Below are 18,300 nucleotides of genomic sequence, written 5' to 3'. Positions count from 1 at the left end.
GCCTGGTCCTGGCAACGATCTCAACCAATAAAAAAGGGAGGCTCCGGCCTCCCTTTTTTGTGATGAGATCCAACCCGTGATCAGTTCGCGGGAGCGGGGGCCGGGGCCTTCTCCTTGGGGGCAGCCTTCTTGCCCTCCGCCTTCGGTTGGGCTGCCTTGGCCTTTTCCTTCTCCTTCCGCTCCTTCTCAGCAGCAGCGGCCTTGGCCTGCATCTCTGGCGTCCAGTCCAGGATCTGGTGATCCTTCAGGAGGCGCTCACGCAGCTTGGCATAGGGAACCTTCTGCACGGTCAGGCCGTCATCGATGGCAATGGAAGCCGCCGTGGCCGCGGACTGACCCAGCAGCAGGAACACGGGCTCCATGCGGATGCTGCCGTAGGCAATATGGGAGCTGGAGACGCAGACGCCCACGAGGAGGTTGTTGCACTCGCTCTCCTTGGGCACCATCGCGCGATAGCTCACCGGATAGGGAGCGGGGGTGGGCTTCTCTACATTCCCTTCCGCTTTCACGAAACCGTCTACCACCACGCGGGAGGTGTGGTGGGAGTCCATGGTGTAGCTGGCCAGGCCCACACTGTCTTCCGGCACCACCTTGCCCGTGCAGTTGTGCTCGGTCATCACGTAGTCGGAGATCATGCGGCGCCCTTCGCGCACATAGAGCTCATGGGGCCAGCCTCCAGTTTCAGGAAACTGATCCTTGGGCAGGCCGAAGGTCTTCACGAAGTCACGGAGCCGTTGCGGCACCGCCTCGTCATTGGCGAGGAACCACATCATCCCCTGCTGGTAGGTCACGTGGGCCTGGAAGATCTTTTCGCGCTTGGCCTGATCGGCCTCGGGCCACTCGTTGCTGCCCCCGATGAAGTCGGTGGAGATGGGCCCGGCGTTGTTGCAGTCACCCAGGTTCAGCTTGATGGGGCCGTACTTGTACGTGAAGTCCCACGGGAAATCGGGCTGGGTCGTGATGTAGCGCAGCAGCAGCGCGTAGTCATCCCGGTTGTAGTTGGCAGGCTTGGGGTACGCGGTGCCCTGGTCGGCCTTGGTCAGCCACATGCGGAAGTTGTAGGCCTGAACCCACTTGTCACCCGAGCCAGCCGGACGCGGAGGTCCGGGCTGAATACCAGGCAGCAGGCCGCTCGTGGCATCGCCCGGCTTCACATAGGGGTCCACATCGAAGCGGAACTGGTGCTTGTCCGCCACGAAGTAGCCATTCACCGTCTCGCCGTACACCGAGTTGTCCTCGCGCCCCACATGGTAGGAGACGCCAGCATCGGCGAAGAGATCGCCTTCATAGGTGGCATCCACGAAGAACTTGGCCTCGATCCGGTTGCCGTTCTCAAACTCCAGCGCGGTGATGCGGTTGCCGTCCTTCACTACCTTGGACAGGCGGTGCTCATAGTACACAGGCACATCCGCCTCCTTGAGCATGGCGCGGAAGATGTTCTCCGCATCGCCAGACCGGAAGCCGCTCCACTTGCCGATCCGGTTCAGGAACTCGGCGGCCATGCCCCCGATGGACTCCTTTTTACCCAGATCCACGGCCGTCAGCCCTGCGGAGGTGAGACCACCCACGTGGCGGCGATGCACGGCGAGGGCGGACGTCTTGCCCAAGCGACGAGCCTGCACGGCCGCGCCAATACCAGCCGGGGTGCCGCCATACACGCAGAGATCCACCTTGATGACCTGGGCTGGGTCCGCCTTCGGCACCTCGTAGTGGTACTTCAGACCGGGATTCGGGGTGGTGGGACCGTCCGCAGCCACAGCCAGGCTAGTGGCCAGCGGAATTGCCAGCAGGGGGAGAAAGCATCGGTGCATCCGCAAGTTCTAGCTGGCTGACGGTCAAATTGCAAAGCGAGAAGGCGAAGTTGGCCGTCGAGCGGCGGACGGGTCCAAAAATCTGCCCACCCGTGCAAGAGATTGCCGAATGCGCCCGCAGAGTTACTCGTCTACTTTGTAGAATCCTGCGCACCCCCACCTGATCACCGAGATGATTTCCCCTCCATCCTCCCCTTCCAGCCCGGCCCAGCCCGGGGAAGGGGCATGGCGGGTCTCCGGTCGCTGGTTCCGGGAGGCAACGGGGGGCAAAGTGTACCTGCGCGGCGTGACCTACGGGCCCTTCAAGCCCAATGCCCAGGGTCTGCCCTGGCCCGAGGAACCGCGGTTGCAGGATGACTTTCGCAAGATGGCGGCACTGGGCTTCAACACGGTACGGGTCTATGAGCTCCCCACGGAGGCAGTGCTCCAGGCCGCACGCGATACGGGCCTGCGTCTGCTGGTGGGCGTCCCCTGGACCCAGCATGTAGACTTCCTGAGCGACCGCACTGTCCAGGCGGAAGCGATCACCCGGGTGCAGGATGCTGCCCGGCGTCTTGGCAGGGATCCGGTGGTGGCCGGGCTTCTCGTGGGCAATGAGATCGAAAAGACCCTCGTGCGCTGGATGCGCCCGGAGCCTGTCCGGCGCTTTCTGGAAAAGCTCATCACCACGGTCAAGACCGAGGCCCCGGAACTCCCGGTCGCCTACGCCAGCTATCCTTCGACCGAGTACCTCGTCCCACGAAATGCCGACTTCGTGGCCTTCAACGTCTTCCTGGAAGACGAGGATCGGTTTGAGGGCTACTTGAAGCGGCTGCAAATCCTGGCCGACGGCAAGCCGCTGGTGATTTCGGAGTTCGGACTCGACTCCAAAAAGCACGGTGAAGCCGCCCAGGCCCGGGCTCTGCAATGGCAGCAGGAGGCCGTACGGCGCTCGGCGGTGGCAGGGAACTTCTGGTTCTCCTTCACAGATGAGTGGCACCGCGGAGGCGAGGAAATCACGGGATGGGAGTTCGGGCTGGTCACCCGTGATCGTCGGCCCAAGCTGGCCTCGGAAGCGCTCGTGGCCTCGCCCGCTGAGACACCAACCTCGCTTCCCCGGATCTCCGTCATCGTCTGCACCCGCAATGGCTCCGCCACGCTGCGGAACTGCCTGGTCTCTCTGGGCACGCAGACGTATGCCAACTACGAAGTGCTGGTCATTGACGATGGCTCCACGGACCAGACCGCCGATATCGCCCGGGAATTCCCGTACGTAAAATACCACCACCAGCCTCCGGGCGGGCTCAGTGCCGCGCGGAACCACGGCATGCGTCTGGCCAGCGGGGAAATCCTGGCCTACACGGATGATGACTGCATTCCCGATGAAGACTGGTTGAAGTACTTGGCGCCAGCCTTCGACGAGCCCTCCTGGGTCGCTGCGGGTGGGCCCAACCTGCCTCCGCCACCCCGCAATCTCACCGAGGCCTGCGTGGCCGCCGCTCCCGGGGCTCCGGCTCATGTGTTGATGGGCAACGAAGAAGCGGAACACCTGCCCGGCTGCAACCTGGCCATCCGCAAAGCCGCGCTTGAAGCCATCGGCGGCTTCCGTGTGGAGTTCACCACGGCCGGCGATGACGTGGACGTCTGCTGGCGACTTCAGGAACAAGGCGGGAGGCTGCGTTTCGTTCCCGCGGCCGTGGTCTGGCATCACCGCCGTTTCACGGTCAGCGCCTACCTGCGTCAACAGACCGGATACGGCCTGGCCGAAGCGCTTTTGGTCGGCCATTTCCCGAAGCGCTTCGCCTGGTTGGGCGGAGCTCGCTGGCGGGGTGCCATCTATGGGGACGAGACCTATCATGGTGATCTGGAGCGGCAGCACATCCACTTTGGCTCCCATGGCCTGGCCCCCTTCCAGTGCATCTACAGCGGCAGCGGGGACACTCTTGCCCACTGGATGAGCGGCCTGCCCTGGCTCGCAGGTTGCGTTGCCGCGCTGGCCCTGGGTTTTCTGCATCTCGCCTGGCTGGTGGTTCCGGCAATCATGCTCGTGCTGACCATCCGGGTGGCCAGCAAACGGGCTGCAATGAATGACTTCATGCTCATCGCCCACACCTGGCGCCACCGGGCCCTGTTGTGGACGCTTTGTTTCATCCAACCCGTCGTGCGCGACTGGGCCCGGCTGCGGGGCATGCTGCGCTACCGCGCCCTGCCCAAGGGCAAACTGCAATGGCCGTGGAAAACAGCACCGTTGACCTTCGCGCCTGAGACACCCGAACGCACGGAGTTCGTCTTCTGGAGTGCTGACGGGGTGGGCCGTGAGGCCTGGCTGGAAGCCTTTGCCAAAGAGTTGCAGGAGACCCACGACCTGCGCTGCCACCCCGCAGGGGACTGGAGCCTGTGGGATGGCAGCTTCGCGGACTCCGGCACCCGGCTTCGCTACGTGACCGTGACCGAGTATCACGGGGGCGGCAAATGCCTCACTCGTGTGAAAGCTGCGACATGGAGCCCCGGCCTCCCTTGGATCTCCACCTTGTCTACCCTTTCTCTGATTCTCGTGCGCTACTTCAATTGGGGGGAGGGCTCCTCTTGCTTGCTGTGCTTGTACCTTTCCTCATTCTGATACTTGGCAGCTTTCTTGTCACACGACGGTTCAACGCTGCCGCTCTCCAGGCGGCCAAAGAGGTCGGTCTGATGCCCATCACCGCCAAGCAGGCCCCTCCTGCAGAGTCCCGCAATCTGCACCTTCCTACGACGGCGCTTGATTCGCGCTGAAATTTCTGTGAACTAGACGGCATGACGCGCCGCCTTCCCATCCTGCTCACCAGTCTCGTCGGCCTGGGTCTGGCCCTGGGGCTCCCTTCCTGCAGCAAGCCCAAAGAGCTGCCGTACAAGGATCTGAAGTACCTCAACAACTCCTTTGCCGACCCACAGACAGGCAAAGCCTTCACGGGCATCTCCAAAGATTACTACAAAGACGGCAAGCTGAAGGCCGAGTACCCGATCAAAAACGGCTTCTACGAGGGGACCGTGAAGGAGTGGCACCCCAACGGCAAGCCCCTGGCGGAAACGGAATTCGTCAAAGGCGAACGCGTCGGCAAGAACCGCGAGTGGACCGAAGCCGGCCTCCTCTACCGCGAGCGGGTCTATGATCACGACCGCATCGTTTCGGAGAAGAACTACGAGGCCGGGAAGTAGCACGGGATGCTATGGCCCCCCTCAAGGAGCGGCGGTTTGTGCTTGCACAACCGCCGGACGTGACCGGAGCACAAGCATCTCCAAGCCAACAAGCAGCGACGAGGCGGCATAAGACGATGGAACCTTGACGGTCTATCTGCCACTCCGCTTCCCCATCGGCGGTTGTGCAAGCACAAACCGCCGCTCCTTGGACGCATGGGTTGGCGCAATCCCTGGTCACTGGCACGAGGAAACCATCTTTGCTTTCATGAAATGTGCCGGAACCCTCACGCCAACGGCGTGATACAAAACAGCCCGGGGTCAGACTGCGAAGCAGTCGCCACCCCGGGTATCGATGAGATAGCGCTGGAACTCCAAGGGAGTTCAACAAACCGTCCAGATCACCATAAGGCAGCAAATCAGCGTGGCGCGGGGGCCTTCGCCTCGCCGCGGAGCAGGGGCTTGCTGGAAGTGCCTACTCGGGCCTGAAAGGCCCAAAGAACCCAGCCCAGGGGCGAAGGCCACGAAGTGGACGCAGACCCTGGGTAGGGGTGCGAGTTTTGCACGGCGGCCTGAGGGTCGCGAGAAAGGTGCGCGTGCTGCCGATGTGCAAACGAGCATGCCCTATGAGACAGCGGCCCACTCTTGTGCCCCTACAGGGCACACCGCTCCTATGACACCGATACCCAGGGTCTGCGCCCCTGGGCTGGGCTCTTTGGGCCTTTCAGGCTCCATTTGAAGTGGGCAAGTCAAAGCGATCAGACACCCCGACACTGGGCTGGACAGCCAAAACTGCCCGACAGCGAGTACGCGGAAACAAACTCCACGCACCGCAAAAAAGGCTGGATGCCTTGCGACATCCAGCCCTTGAAGTTGATTTCCAGATCAATCTGCGATCACGAATCAGTGACCGCCGCCCTTCTCGGCACCGAGGCCGGTGTGGGCGCGAACCTTGAGCTCGGCGAACTTGGCCTCAGCTTCGGGGTCCTGCTTGGTCAACACGGTACCCAGGAAGGCTGCCAGGAAGCCCAGCGGGATGCTGACAATGCCGGGGTTCTCCAGCGGGAAGATAGCTCCAGCTTTGCCGAAGAGGCCGTTGGGGCTGATCATGATCAGGAGGATCGAGGAGGCGAGACCACCCACCAGGCCGCTCACGGCACCGGCAGTGTTGAAGCGCTTCCAGAAGACGGAGAACAAGATCACCGGCAGGTTGGCCGAGGCCGCCACGGCGAACGCAAGCCCCACGAGGAACGCGGCATTCACCTCCGGTCCGAGAGCGATGGCAATCCCAATGCTGACCGCACCCACCACAAAGGCGGTGATGCGGGCCACGCGCACTTCCTCACCTGCGGTCTTCTCTTTTCCGTGATGGATCACGTTCGTGTAGAAGTCATGCGCAAAGGAGGTGGAGGCGCTCATGGTGAGACCGGCCACCACCGCAAGGATCGTGGCGAAAGCCACCGCACTGATGAAGGCGAAGAACAGGTTCCCACCAAGGGCCAGCGCCAGAATGGGGGCCACCATGTTGGTATCAGGCTTGCCTGCTGCCGTGGTGATGGTGGACTTCTCCAGGATGGTGGCGGCACCGAATCCGAAGAAGGTGGTGAGGATGTAGAACACCCCAATGATGGCCATGGCCCAGACCACGCTGGAGCGGGCTGTCTTCGCATCTGGCACAGTGTAGAAGCGCACGAGAATGTGCGGCAGACCCGCGGTGCCCAGCACCAGCCCCATGGCCAGCGAGACTAGATCGAGCGGCCCCCATGGACCTGCGGCAGCAACGCCGTACTTCAGCCCCGGTTCCAACAGGTTCTTCGGCGTCGCGACAGAGCCACCGTAGTCCGCGTGGGACACGTTTTCAAAGAACTTGGCCAGGCTGAAGTCGTGGTGCTGCAGCACGAGATAGCTAAGGAAGAAGGCACCCGCCATGAGGAGGATGGCCTTGATGATCTGAACCCACGTGGTGGCGAGCATGCCGCCAAAGACCACGTACACTAGCATGAGCACGCCCACGCCGATCACCGCTGGAGCGAAGCTCAGACCCAGCAGGCTCTTGATGATCACGCCGGCACCCACCATCTGGGCGATCATGTAGAAGGTGGAGACCGTGATGGTGCTCAGCGAGGCCATGGCCCGCACCGGGCGGGGGCTCAGGCGGTAGGCCAGAAGGTCAGCCATGGTGTACTTGCCCGCGTTGCGCAGTGGCTCCGCCACCAGAAAAAGCACGGTGAGATAGGCCACCAGGAAACCGACGGAATACATGAAACCGTCATAACCCAGGAAGCAGATCATGCCGGAGATGCCAAGGAAGCTGGCAGCGCTCATGTAGTCGCCAGCCACGGCCAAACCGTTCTGCCAGCCGGTGATGCTGCGGCCCGCCGCGAAGTAAGCGGCGGAGCCTGTGGCCTTGCGGGCGCTAAAGAACGTGATGACCAGCGTGAGAACCACGAAGACGAGGAACATGCCCAGGGCGGTGTAGTTCACACCTCCAGTAGTATGGGCTGCGGCAGGACTGGCGCTGGCACTGGCCGCCTGGGCCAGAAAGAGGGAGAGGGCGCTCATGTGTGAGGGATGGTCGTAAGGGAGAAGTGAGGTGAGGGAGGACCAAGGGCCGGGTTATTTCTCAAGATGCGCCTCGGCCAGAAGAGCGGCGTTCATCTTGTCCCACTTGCCCGCCTGACGGACATAGAGAGCAGCCAGGATCCAGGCCATAAAGAACTGCGACAACGCGAAGAGGTAGGCCAGGTTCACCTTGCCCAGGACCTCTTTCTTCATGAACTCCGGGAACCAGCCCACGGAGATGGGAAGGGCAAAAAAGTAGATCAGGAAAAACACCGTCATCTTCGTCAGGAACCGCGTCTTCACGCGAATTAGTTCCTGGAAGGCGGGGCGGGCGGCAATGCTGTCCCAGTCAGGGGCAGCCGTCTTATGGACATTTGGGTTCTCCGAAGGCATGGCGCAGAGGCTAGGGTATCCTCATACGCCGTGGCAAGCGCGGAATTGCGGCAATCTTCTGACACCTTCAGAGGGCGCAAGCGGGTGCGACTCAACGCACGACAACCTTCTTTTTCCCGAGAAGTTTCCACCCGTAGAAGGCCGCTCCAGCCAGCACCGCGATGCAGAAAAGGATGATCGCCCAAGGCTTGGGGTTGATGATGGTGGTCACTTGAGAGGGCTTCTGACTGATCACCTCAGTCAGCTTGTAGCGGAAGCGCACATCCTGCCCGTGGCTGTTGTAGAAACCGGAGTTGGTGCCGCCGATGGTGCCTTCAAAGTGGGTCTTGTACTGCACGTAGTTGAAGTCCCCCAGCTCTGCCTTCGGCTCCCCCTGGCCGAGCTTGCGCTCGATGGTGGTCTTGTCCCCCTCCTTTTTCACCGTGAAGACCCCGGCCACAATGGCGGCGGGCGCATTCTTGGCGATCGCTTCATTGAGCTTTTCGATCGACTTGAACTTCAGCTTCAGTTTGGCGACCGGCTTGCGATCCGCGCTCACCTCGTAGGATTCCAGCGTCACCCCGTCCAGATCCGCAAAGCGCTTCTGGATCTTTGCGGAGGAGAACTCCGCCTGGATCGGGTCATACTTGGACACCAAGGCGTCCGGCAGGCTGATGGTGACGACGGCCTCACCCGAAAGGTCCTTGTAGATCACCATGTCCTCTTCGTAATCCAGGCACGAGGACAGCATCATGGTGGCGGCGAGCGCCGCAATAACAGAGGAGAGGCGGTGAAGCATGCGCGATGGTGAGAGGAGAACTCGCCCTCCGTCAAGTGGAAGCATCGTTTGACACCACGGGAGTCGTTTATTAGGTGCGTGCCCTGTCGGCCTTTTTGCATGAACCCGTCCCACTTGGAGGAACTCGCCTCCCCCGAATCCGAGCAGCTTCAACGTGTGAAAGCCGTGCGGGCCGCCATGCCGGAGGGTGGCATGTTCCGGGACAAGGACTGGCAGGTATCCCCCTCTGCTCTGCCGCTCCCAGCCGATGTGGTGAAAAGGATTCACGCTCTGGGGCCAGCGACTGCTGCTTTCCAGGCAGCCTGCAATCGCCTCTATCAGGATGCGGTGGACGATCCCTCCCTTCACTGGGTGGCCCGCGTGCTCGATCAGGGCAAACCGGAGCGGATGGTCGCTCTGGGCCGTAACGCCCGCTGGAAGGACGCCCTGCCGCGAGTGATCCGCCCGGACTTGGTGTGGACGGAGACCGGCCTCAGCATCACTGAGCTGGACAACCTGCCCGGCGGTATCGGCCTCACGGGCTGGATGGGCCAGACCTATGCCGCGCTGGGTGAAGATGTGCTGGGCGGAGCCGCCGGCATGCTGGATGGCTTTGACCGCGTCTTCCCGAATCACGACATCCTCGTCTCCCGCGAAGCCGCTGACTACGAGCCGGAAATGGCCTGGCTGACCGGTCAGCTCAATGCCCGCGATGGCGGAGGACGCCGCGTGCTCAACCCCTGGTCCATCCAGCCACAGGATCTCCAAGGCAAGGATGTGTACCGCTTTTTCGAGCTCTGGGACACGGACAACGTGGAACATGCGGAGGCGCTGCTGAGCATGGCGGAGGCGGGCGAGTTGCGCTTCACGCCGCCGATGAAACCCTATTTGGAGGAGAAGCTCTGGCTGGCCCTCTTCTGGTCGCCCGCCCTGCGCCGATGGTGGGAAGCGGCGCTGAGAGCAGACCATCTTCAGCTTCTGAAGGAGTCAATTCCCTATGGTTGGACCCTCGATCCCACCGCCTTGCCCCTGCATGCCGAATGGCCGCGCCTGGGCATCCACGACTGGCAGGAGATGAAACGCTTCGGAAGTCGGGAGCGCGAACTGGTGGTGAAAATCAGCGGCTGGTCCGAGAAGAGCTGGGGTTCCCGCGGGGTGAAGATCGGCCACGATCTGCCCCAGGACGAGTGGGCGGAGGCCATCGATGAGGCGCTGCAATCCTACCCCGGCAATCCCTACCTGCTCCAGCGCTTTCACCGGGCGCGGGTGCTCACTCAACCCAGGCACGATCAGGCCAGCGGGCGCATCGTCCCCATGCAGTGCCGCGCCCGGCTCTGCCCCTACTACTTTGTCCACGAGGGTGAAGTCACCCTCGGCGGCGTGCTGGCCACCATCGTGCCCGCAGACAAGAAACTCCTGCACGGCATGCGGGACGGCGTCATGATCCCCTGCAAGGCAAAGTAGTCCCTTCAGGTTCCGGTGCTTGCTTCAGCCTGCGGCATCGGTTGGAGGTTCCGCCACTTTGACCCACAGTCCTTGGAACCGGGCCGTGCCTCCCGCGTCCGTGAAGGTCTGCAATCGCACCAGGATGTAGCCCTTTTTCAGCAGGCTCACGTCATTCTGCCGGTGAGCGGCCTCGGTCTCTGCCGTGCGACACCACACGCTCATCCCGGGGAGCTTTTTCTTGAAGATCTTCTGATACTGGTCGGCTCCGCTGTGCACGCGGCCCTCATTTCGCACCGGGGCGTAGCCGTCCTTCGTGTGTTTGGACCAGGCCTGGCTGTCGGAATTCAGGTCCGTCCACTCGTTCAGCACCGTCCCTTTGGTATCTTCGAAAAAGGCCAGCATTTCGCCCGGCGTCGGAGGCTTTTCCGTCTTGGCCGGCTCAGCACCCCATAGGGGCAGCGCTCCGCAAAGGCTGGCCAGGCCACCCACCACCAGCGCCATTTTGCACAGGAACAACGAACTCATGGTCCCGGATTGTTCCAGAGTATCAGAGGATGGACAAGCCTGAATCTGCGCTCCAGCTCTGTCTGCCGAGCTCCAACCTGTTCGCCCAAACAGTCCGTTTGGTTCATTCTGGACATTCACTCGTCGCTTGAGTGCCCTGCGGTCCGTGCTACGCTGAACGTCCCTATGGCCAAATTCCACATCCTCGTTGCTGATCCCATTTCGCAGACCGGCATTGATTTGCTCCAGGCAGAGCCGTCCTTCGAAGTCGTTGTCAATCTTGGCCTGAAAAAAGAGTCCGACTTCTGTGAGGCAGCGAAGGATGCAAACGCGATCGTGGTGCGCAGCGGCGTGAAGGTGACGGCCAAGGTCATGGAAGCCGCCCCGAACCTCAAAGTCATCGGGCGCGCCGGGGTGGGTGTGGACAACATCGACGTCCCCGCCGCCTCGAAGCGCGGCGTGGTGGTGATGAATACCCCTGGCGGCAATACCATCTCGACCGCGGAGCACGCCTTCGCGCTCATGACCTCCCTGGCCCGCAAGATCCCCCAGGCACATGCCAACGTGGCGGGTGGCAAGTTCGACCGCAAGACCTTCCAGGGCACCGAACTCAACAAGAAGACCCTTGCTGTGCTCGGCATGGGCCGCATCGGGGCTGAGTTCGCCAAGCGCGCTCAAGCCTTCGGCATGCGTGTGGTGGCTTATGATCCCTACCTCAGCGCCAACCGCGCCGAGATGCTCAAGGTGGAGCTGGCCGACAATCTGGATGACGCTGTGAAAGACGCGGACTTCATCACGATGCACATGCCGCTGACGCCGGAGACCAAGCACATGCTCAACGAAGAGCGCATGCGTAAGATCAAGAAGGGGGTCCGCATCGTCAACTGCGCCCGCGGCGGTCTGGTGGACGACAACGCCCTGGCCAAGCTTCTGGAAGAAGGTCACGTGGCCGGCGCTGCCCTGGACGTGTACGAAGTGGAGCCTCCTCCTGCTGACTACCCGCTCCTGAAGGCTCCCAACGTGGTCTTCACCCCCCACCTCGGCGCTTCCACGGATGAAGCCCAGGAATCGGTGGGCATCGAGATCGCCGAGCAGGTGAAAGCCAACCTTCTGGAAGGCACCGTGGTCAACGCGGTGAACATGCCCAATGTGGATCCCAAGACGCTGGCCGCCATCGGGCCGGCCCTCCGCTTCGGTGAAATCCTCGGCCGCCTCATTTCCCAGATCGCTCCTGCCCGCGCTGAAAAACTGCGCGTGAACTACAGCGGCAAGCTGGGTGAGATGGACACCACCCTCGTCTCCCGTGGCGTGCTGAAAGGCTTCCTTGAAAAGCCCATCGGTGCCGATCAGGTGAACCTCATCAACGCCATCGGCACGGCAGAGAACCTGGGCCTGCGCTTCACCGAGAGCCGCGTGCCCGGACCGACGGAGTTCACGGACCTCATCGAGGTCCAGGTGGGCACCGGCGACCAGACCGCCGTCATCGCCGGCACCTTCTTCGGCGGCGACCCGCGAATCGTGAAGATCAATGGCCGCCGTGTGGAAGCCAAGCCGGAAGGCACGCTCCTGCTGCTGGAAAACGATGACCGCCCCGGCATGATCGGTGCCTACGGCACGATCCTCGGCAAGCATCAGGTGAACATCGCGAACATGTCCCTGAGCCGCAACGAAGAGGGTGGCACCGCTTTGACCCTGCTCACGCTCGACTCCGCCCCGACGGCTGAGGTGATCAAGGATCTGGAAACCATCCCCGGCGTGAAAAGAGTGTATTGCATGGTGCTGGATTCGTAATCCTGCACAGTCCCTGCTCTCTTTTTAAGATCCCCTTTTGCCTGCCGGTTCATCCGGCTCCCCTCCCCATGTCCCATCCCTTCCTCGACGACTCGTTCCATGTTCGCTGGTCCACCCTCTCCCCGGAGGCGGTGGAGCCCGACATCACCAAGGCGCTCGAGGAAGCGGAGACCCGGCTCCAGGCCGTGATCGGGCAGCAACGGGGCGGCATCACCTTCAACAGTGTGATGCTGGGCTACGAAGAAGCCCTCCGTGACCTGAACGAGTCCTGGGGACTCGTGACCCACCTGGTCTCTGTGTGCGACTCCCCTGCTCTGCGGGAAGCGCACAACGCCATGCTGCCGAAGGTCAGCGCGTTCTTCGCCAAGATCCCCCTCAACAGCGAGCTCTGGGACCTCGTCCTCACGTACAGCAACACGGATGAAGCCCGTGGCCTGACCGGGCTGCGCCGCCGTACGCTGGATGAGACGCTCGCTTACTTCCGCCAGCACGGCGCAGAACTGCCCGCTGAGAAAAAGCAGCGGCTTGAGGAACTGGAGTCTGAGCTCTCCCAAGCCACTCAGAAGTACTCCGAGAACGTGCTGGACTCCACGAACGCCTGGGAATTGGTGTTCGACGACGCGGAGAAACTCAAAGGCCTGCCGGAAACCGCCCTCGCAGCCGCCAAAGCAGACGCCCTGGCCAAAGGGCTCGGCACAGAAGAATCACCCAAGTACCGCCTCACGCTCAAGGCGCCGTCCATCATCCCGGTGATGGAGCATCTGGAAGACGATGCCATCCGCAAGCAGGTGTGGACGGGCAGCTGCTCCATCGGCAACGGCGGCCAGTACGACAACACGGATCTCATCTGGACGATCCTGCGCCTGCGCCATGAGAAGGCCCAGCTGCTGGGCAAGGCGAACTTCGCGGACTACATCCTGGAGCGTCGCATGGCCAAGACCGGTGCTACGGCCCTCCAGTTCACCGAGCGCCTGCACACCCGCGTGAAGCAGGCCTTTGACCGCGAGGTCGTGGACCTTCAGGAGTACAAGGCGGACCAGGTCGGCTCCGACGTCAAGCTCCTCGAACCCTGGGAAATTGCCTTCTGGAGTGAAAAGCGCCGCCAGGAGCGCTATGAATTCGACTCCGAGGAGCTGCGCCCCTACTTCCCCGTGGTGGGCGTGCTGGACGGCATGTTCAAGCTGGCCGAGCGGTTGTTTGAAATCACGATCACCGAGCGCCCCTCCGTGTACTACTCCGTGGGCCAGACACCGGCGGACGCCGGAGCTGATGGTGCCGTGGAAGTGTGGCACCCCGAGGTGAAGCTCTACGAGGTACGCAACAAGGAAGGCGTGCAGACCGGCAGCTTCTACGCCGACTGGCACCCTCGTGACTCCAAGCGCGGCGGCGCCTGGATGAACTATCTCAAAGGGGGCTGGCCCGGGGACAGCACCCGCGAGCGTCGTCCCCACCTGGGATTGATGTGTGGCAACATGTCTCCGCTGGTGGAGGGCAAGCCCGGGCTGCTCACACATGATGAAGTTTGCACCGTGTTCCATGAGTTCGGCCACCTGCTGCACCAGCTCCTGGGCACCGTGGAGATCCCGAGCATGAACGGCGTGAACGTGGCCTGGGACTTTGTGGAACTCCCCTCTCAGCTCATGGAAAACTTCTGCTGGGAGCGCGAGAGCCTCGACTTCTTTGCCAAACATCACGAGACCGGAGAACGGATCCCGGACGTCCTCTTCAAGAAGATGTTCGCCGCACGCAACTACATGAGCGCCGTGGGCATGATGCGCCAGCTCTCCTTCGGCAAGTTGGACCTCGAACTCCACATGCACTACGCCACGGAGCAGGCCGCCGACCTCGACGCGCTCACCCGTCGCATCGTCAACGACTACACCTTCCCCACCGAGACGCGCCCGCCTACGATGGCCCGTCGTTTCGGCCACCTCTTCAGCAGCCCCGTCGGCTACGCCGCCAGCTACTACAGCTACAAGTGGGCCGAGGTGCTCGATGCCGATGCCTTCACCCGCTTCCAGCACGAAGGCGTGCTGAACCCCGTGGTGGGCCGCAGTCTCCGCGACTGCATCCTCAGCAAAGGCAACAGCGACGATCCCGCCAAGCTCTTCCGCGACTTCATGGGCCGTGATCCCGACCCAGATGCACTGCTCGTCCGCGCCGGGCTGGCGTGACCCGGGCCCGCTGCGCGGGAGACACAAGACTTCAAGACGAAAGACTCAAGACCTGACGCTTCGCGTGTGCCGCAAGCGTCAGGGTAATTGAGCCAGCTCCAAAGTTGATCTCTCATCGAGAAGTTGGGGCGTTGATTTTGACAATCTGATCGTGTTCCAGTCCGGGCTACCCGATGCCGGAGGCATCAAAGCCAATAGCCGGAGAGTGAGGGAGCGTAGCGACTGACACCTCCGGAAGATCAAGACGCGTATTGCATCCCGGAGTGGATGCCAGCGACGTCCCTTTGCCTGCGCAGGTTGCAGTCACCCCTCCAGAGTGAACGCAGATCCTCGCTCCAGAGGGCCTGAAGGGCCCTAATAGCCAAGCCCAGGGGCGGAGGGCACGAAGTGGACGCAGACCCTGGGTATCGTCGTCAATTAGAAACGGTGCCCTGTAGGGGCACGCGAGGTGCCCGCCAACCCAAAGTGATTGTTGGCCAAACCGCCACCAAAAGATGCCACGGCGAGCGAACCACTCTCGCGCCCCTTCAGGCCGCCACTCAATACGGACATACAATCCCAGGGTCTCCGTCCACTTCGTGGCCTCCGCCCCATGGGCTGGACTCTCTGGGCCTTTCAGGCCCGAACTCATCACGCCACATCAGAGGTTCACCACCGTCCAACCACCCCAGACCTCAAGTCTGACGTCTGGGGCCTAGTGTCTTCATCCTTCTTCCTCCCCATCGTTCCCGATCGACTCCGTCGGGCAGTGGTTCATGGCCTCGTTCACAATCTCCTTTTCCTCCGCGGTCTCCGGCTGCCGCATCACATAAGAAAGGCCCGTGTCTTCATCGAACCCGAAGTGCCGCGGAGCAATCTCCCGGCAGCCGCAGCAGTCAATGCAGTCGGTGTCCACGTAGTAGGGTCCCTCGTGGTTGGCAGGAGCTTTGGAATGGGGATTGGGCATGATCTCAGTCGGTTGAAGTTTGTCGTTTGAGTTTTGAAGTTTGACCTTCCGTCTCTCCCACTCTTCCCCATCCATCCAATTGCTAGAAATTCATTAATGTCATATACTCATGCTCATGAGGCATGAATACCTGGCCACGCGCCCTGTGGATCTGTATTCGATGCACTTGTTCGAACTGGTGGCGATCGAGGGCAGTTTCACTCGGGCGGCGGGAATCGCCGGCGTCTCCCAGAGCGCAGTGACCCGTCAGATTCAGGGTATGGAAAACCGCCTGGGAGTCACCCTGCTGGAACGAACCACCCGCAAGGTCACCTTGACGGATGCTGGCCACGCACTCCTAGCGGAAGCCCGTCAGCTGAACGGCTCCCTGGAAGCGAGCCTGCGGAGATTCAAAGAAGAGCACGTGGACGCGGCCAGGACGGTGCGGGTCGGTTTCTCCCGTTCTGTCGGTCTGGCCTCGCTGCCAGGGTTCCTTCTCCCGTTCCACCGGAAGTCACCGGAGGTCCGGTTGAAAATTTCCCACGATGCCGGGGTGGGCTTGCTCGTGGCGTTGCTGGATCACCGGCTGGACATCGCGATTCTCACCGCACCTGAGAAACTCAATTCCTCCCTCCAGGTCCAACACAGCTTCGCGGATGAGTTTGAACTCATCGTCGGTGCCCAGGCGCATCTGCCGTCGGCACCTGCTCCGTGGCCCGCGGCGACGCTTCATGAGTGGCTCGAACAGCAGACCTGGATGCACCTCGGCCAGCAGAGCCACACCGGACAAAAGCTCGCCAGTTGGCTGCAAGAGCAGGGCTTTCCCACCAAGCCGGCCATGGAACTGGACAACTTCGAGATCCTCATCCAGCTGGTCGCGATGGGGCTGGGAGCGAGCTGGGTCTCGAGACGCGCCCTGGCGGCCTATCCGAGGAAGAAGGCTATCCAACGGGTCCCCCTGCCCGTGCGGTTCGAGCGCCAGATCGTAATGGTCACGCGCCGCTCCCAAAACACATCCAGGACTTGATCGAAGGCGTGCTCTTTAGCTAGAATCGCCCTTCACCATGGACATGGACACCCTCCCCGACGCCTCAGACAGCGAATCCCCAGTCGAAGCCCCCGCACTCATCCCCCTCACTGCAGAGCAGGTCCGGGTGCTGGGCTGCTTGATTGAGAAGGAGGCCACCACTCCTGAGGCCTATCCTCTGACGCTCAATGCCCTGGTCAACGCCTGCAACCAGACCACGAACCGCGAACCCGTGGTGCGCTATGACGAAGACACCGTGCTGGAGGCGCTGGACGGCCTGAAGCGCCGTGGTTATGTCCTGCAACTCACCCTGGTGGGCGCGCGAGTGCAAAAATACAAGCACACGCTGGACTCCAAGTTTGGCTTCCTGACCAAGCCCACCATCGCCCTGCTGGCGGCCCTCATGCTGCGCGGGGTGCAAACCTCAGGCGAGCTGCGCCAGCGCACGGAGCGGCTTCACGTCTTTGCCGACATTCCCGCGGTCGAACATGAACTTCACAAGCTCATCGACTACCCAGGCCATCCGCTGGCGGTGCAGTTTGCCCCGGGAGGCGGGCGCAAGACGGTGACCTTTGCCCATTTGCTTTCGGGCTTGGTGGAACCCGGTGTGGCCAGTTCATCCTCACCCGCCGTGGCCGCCGTCAACGTGTCGCCGACGGCCGTGTACGATGCCGACTGGCGCGGGCGCATGGAGCAGGAACTGGCATCCCTCCGGGCCGAGGTCGCGGAGTTGCGCTCGCTCATTGCGCCGGGGTCCAGCCGGGCCACACAGGAGGAAGCGGACTCCGACCTGCCTGACACGGGCTCCCGTTACATTCCGTAGTGGTCTTGCTTTCGGCGAACTCAGAACGTCGTGGCCTTCGTGGCCATGACGTCCCCCATCCGGGCATACATCTCAATGCCCTTCCCGCTCTGCTCCAGCAGGTCGGGTGAGAACTTGATGCGGCCTGGTTCGAAAATGGTGATGACGCAGGAGCCTCCAAAGGTGAAGTACCCTTTTTCCTCGCCCTTGGCCACTTCAGCCCCCAGGCGGTAGGTCTGGTGGGTGGAGCCCACGCAGGTCGCGCCGATCTCAAGGCAAAGCACCTCACCGAAATCCTGGGTCTTTACCACGGTGATGTACCGCTTGTTCTCCCACAACAGCGTGGGTCGCTCCCGCAAGGCAATAGGGCTCACGGAGTACAGCGGCCCGTTGATCAGCCGGGCTTTCCCGGGAAGCCCGCCCACGGGAAAATGAAAGCGGTGATAGTCCACCGGGCAGAGCCGGGAGATGAGCAGGGAGCCTCGCAGGTACCTCTCTGCCAGCGCCGCATCCCCCAGAAGGGCCGAGAGATCAAACGACACCCCTTTTACAAAGATGCCGTCATTGGTGCCGATATCGGGAATCGCAAAATGCCGGCCATCCGCGGGAAACGCCACGTCCTCAGGCTCCGGGGTGATCGGGCGGGCTTCGGGCTTCAGCCGCCGGGCAAAAAAGGCGTTGAAGCTCGGGAACCGCTGCGGGTCACCGGCCATCTCCTCCACGGAAATGTGATACTTTTCAATGAAAGGCTGCACCCGCTGACGGCTCTTCCACTGGCTCATCCTGTGCCCGTACCATTTGGAAAAAAGAGAGCGCTTCACCAGCGCCCACACGGCCACCCTCCCCATTGGTTTTTCATAGGCCCAGCGCAGAAACCCCTCGCCATAAATGGTCTCGGTCTCTGTTTCCCGGGTGTAGCGGTTGTAGTAGGTGACTGGCTCTGACATGCAATGGG

The 18,300-nt window shown here is 62.1% G+C and carries 14 protein-coding genes; 7 read left to right on the top strand and 7 right to left on the bottom strand.

Annotated features, from left to right (window positions below; translation table 11 throughout):
* Positions 1–80: 80 nt before the first annotated feature.
* Positions 81–1,811, bottom strand: a complete 1,731-nt coding sequence (locus tag BV106_RS07775; RefSeq protein WP_265595433.1) for an FAD-dependent oxidoreductase — start codon at positions 1,809–1,811, stop codon at positions 81–83.
* Between the two features lie 172 nt (positions 1,812–1,983).
* Here BV106_RS07775 and BV106_RS07770 point away from each other — a divergent pair, with 172 nt between their 5' ends.
* A complete protein-coding gene (locus BV106_RS07770) occupies positions 1,984–4,410 on the top strand; it encodes a glycosyltransferase (RefSeq protein WP_051945381.1) in 2,427 nt (808 codons plus the stop codon).
* 173 nt (positions 4,411–4,583) lie between these two features.
* On the top strand, positions 4,584–4,985 hold the full coding sequence (locus tag BV106_RS07765; RefSeq protein WP_038162920.1) for a hypothetical protein: 402 nt from the start codon (positions 4,584–4,586) through the stop codon (positions 4,983–4,985).
* 882 nt (positions 4,986–5,867) lie between these two features.
* Here BV106_RS07765 and BV106_RS07760 read toward each other — a convergent pair.
* From BV106_RS07760 to BV106_RS07750, 3 genes are all read right to left on the bottom strand, one after another.
* Positions 5,868–7,448: a sodium/solute symporter gene (locus BV106_RS07760; protein WP_038163158.1), complete on the bottom strand. Its 1,581-nt coding sequence runs from the start codon at positions 7,446–7,448 to the stop codon at positions 5,868–5,870.
* A 132-nt stretch (positions 7,449–7,580) separates the two neighbouring features.
* Positions 7,581–7,919, bottom strand: coding sequence for a DUF485 domain-containing protein (locus BV106_RS07755; protein ID WP_051945379.1), 339 nt, complete (start codon positions 7,917–7,919; stop codon positions 7,581–7,583).
* 91 nt (positions 7,920–8,010) lie between these two features.
* Positions 8,011–8,697, bottom strand: a complete 687-nt coding sequence (locus BV106_RS07750) for a hypothetical protein (protein WP_038162917.1) — start codon at positions 8,695–8,697, stop codon at positions 8,011–8,013.
* Between the two features lie 99 nt (positions 8,698–8,796).
* Between BV106_RS07750 and BV106_RS07745 the strand changes: the two genes are divergently transcribed.
* Entirely contained in the window at positions 8,797–10,140 is a 1,344-nt protein-coding gene (locus BV106_RS07745) for a hypothetical protein (RefSeq protein ID WP_051945377.1), read from the top strand.
* Between the two features lie 24 nt (positions 10,141–10,164).
* Here the strand turns inward: BV106_RS07745 and BV106_RS07740 are convergent, their stop codons facing one another.
* Complete coding sequence (locus tag BV106_RS07740) at positions 10,165–10,647, bottom strand: hypothetical protein (protein ID WP_265595432.1); 483 nt, start codon at positions 10,645–10,647, stop codon at positions 10,165–10,167.
* A 165-nt stretch (positions 10,648–10,812) separates the two neighbouring features.
* Between BV106_RS07740 and serA the strand changes: the two genes are divergently transcribed.
* Both serA and BV106_RS07730 read left to right on the top strand, forming a co-directional pair.
* A complete protein-coding gene (gene serA, locus BV106_RS07735; protein WP_038162912.1) occupies positions 10,813–12,417 on the top strand; it encodes a phosphoglycerate dehydrogenase in 1,605 nt (534 codons plus the stop codon).
* Positions 12,418–12,485: 68 nt separating this feature from the next.
* Positions 12,486–14,591, top strand: a complete 2,106-nt coding sequence (locus BV106_RS07730) for a M3 family metallopeptidase (RefSeq protein ID WP_038162909.1) — start codon at positions 12,486–12,488, stop codon at positions 14,589–14,591.
* A gap of 703 nt (positions 14,592–15,294) precedes the next feature.
* Here the strand turns inward: BV106_RS07730 and BV106_RS07725 are convergent.
* Complete coding sequence (locus BV106_RS07725) at positions 15,295–15,537, bottom strand: ferredoxin (RefSeq protein WP_038163149.1); 243 nt, start codon at positions 15,535–15,537, stop codon at positions 15,295–15,297.
* 115 nt (positions 15,538–15,652) lie between these two features.
* Here BV106_RS07725 and BV106_RS07720 point away from each other — a divergent pair, with 115 nt between their 5' ends.
* Positions 15,653–16,543 carry a LysR family transcriptional regulator gene (locus BV106_RS07720; RefSeq protein WP_265595431.1) on the top strand — a complete coding sequence of 297 codons (891 nt, stop codon included), beginning with the start codon at positions 15,653–15,655 and terminating at the stop codon, positions 16,541–16,543.
* A gap of 37 nt (positions 16,544–16,580) precedes the next feature.
* The gene (locus BV106_RS07715) at positions 16,581–17,366 is read left to right on the top strand and encodes a YceH family protein (protein ID WP_051945375.1); all 786 of its coding nucleotides are present in this window, start codon (positions 16,581–16,583) and stop codon (positions 17,364–17,366) included.
* A 20-nt stretch (positions 17,367–17,386) separates the two neighbouring features.
* Here BV106_RS07715 and BV106_RS07710 read toward each other — a convergent pair whose 3' ends face one another.
* Entirely contained in the window at positions 17,387–18,292 is a 906-nt protein-coding gene (locus BV106_RS07710; protein ID WP_038162903.1) for a phosphatidylserine decarboxylase, read from the bottom strand.
* Between the last annotated feature and the right edge of the window lie 8 nt (positions 18,293–18,300).

Source organism: Verrucomicrobium sp. BvORR106, assembly GCF_000739655.1.
GTDB lineage: Bacteria > Verrucomicrobiota > Verrucomicrobiia > Verrucomicrobiales > Verrucomicrobiaceae > Verrucomicrobium.
This window is presented reverse-complemented; position numbering and strand designations above follow the sequence as displayed.

Coding starts and splice junctions, on each gene's coding strand:
- BV106_RS07775 (WP_265595433.1), bottom strand. CDS start 1,811: ATGCACCGATGCTTTCTCCCCCTGCTGGCAATTCCGCTGGCCACTAGC.
- BV106_RS07770 (WP_051945381.1), top strand. CDS start 1,984: ATGATTTCCCCTCCATCCTCCCCTTCCAGCCCGGCCCAGCCCGGGGAA.
- BV106_RS07765 (WP_038162920.1), top strand. CDS start 4,584: ATGACGCGCCGCCTTCCCATCCTGCTCACCAGTCTCGTCGGCCTGGGT.
- BV106_RS07755 (WP_051945379.1), bottom strand. CDS start 7,919: ATGCCTTCGGAGAACCCAAATGTCCATAAGACGGCTGCCCCTGACTGG.
- BV106_RS07750 (WP_038162917.1), bottom strand. CDS start 8,697: ATGCTTCACCGCCTCTCCTCTGTTATTGCGGCGCTCGCCGCCACCATG.
- BV106_RS07745 (WP_051945377.1), top strand. CDS start 8,797: ATGAACCCGTCCCACTTGGAGGAACTCGCCTCCCCCGAATCCGAGCAG.
- BV106_RS07740 (WP_265595432.1), bottom strand. CDS start 10,647: ATGAGTTCGTTGTTCCTGTGCAAAATGGCGCTGGTGGTGGGTGGCCTG.
- serA (WP_038162912.1), top strand. CDS start 10,813: ATGGCCAAATTCCACATCCTCGTTGCTGATCCCATTTCGCAGACCGGC.
- BV106_RS07730 (WP_038162909.1), top strand. CDS start 12,486: ATGTCCCATCCCTTCCTCGACGACTCGTTCCATGTTCGCTGGTCCACC.
- BV106_RS07725 (WP_038163149.1), bottom strand. CDS start 15,537: ATGCCCAATCCCCATTCCAAAGCTCCTGCCAACCACGAGGGACCCTAC.
- BV106_RS07720 (WP_265595431.1), top strand. CDS start 15,653: ATGAGGCATGAATACCTGGCCACGCGCCCTGTGGATCTGTATTCGATG.
- BV106_RS07715 (WP_051945375.1), top strand. CDS start 16,581: ATGGACATGGACACCCTCCCCGACGCCTCAGACAGCGAATCCCCAGTC.
- BV106_RS07710 (WP_038162903.1), bottom strand. CDS start 18,292: ATGTCAGAGCCAGTCACCTACTACAACCGCTACACCCGGGAAACAGAG.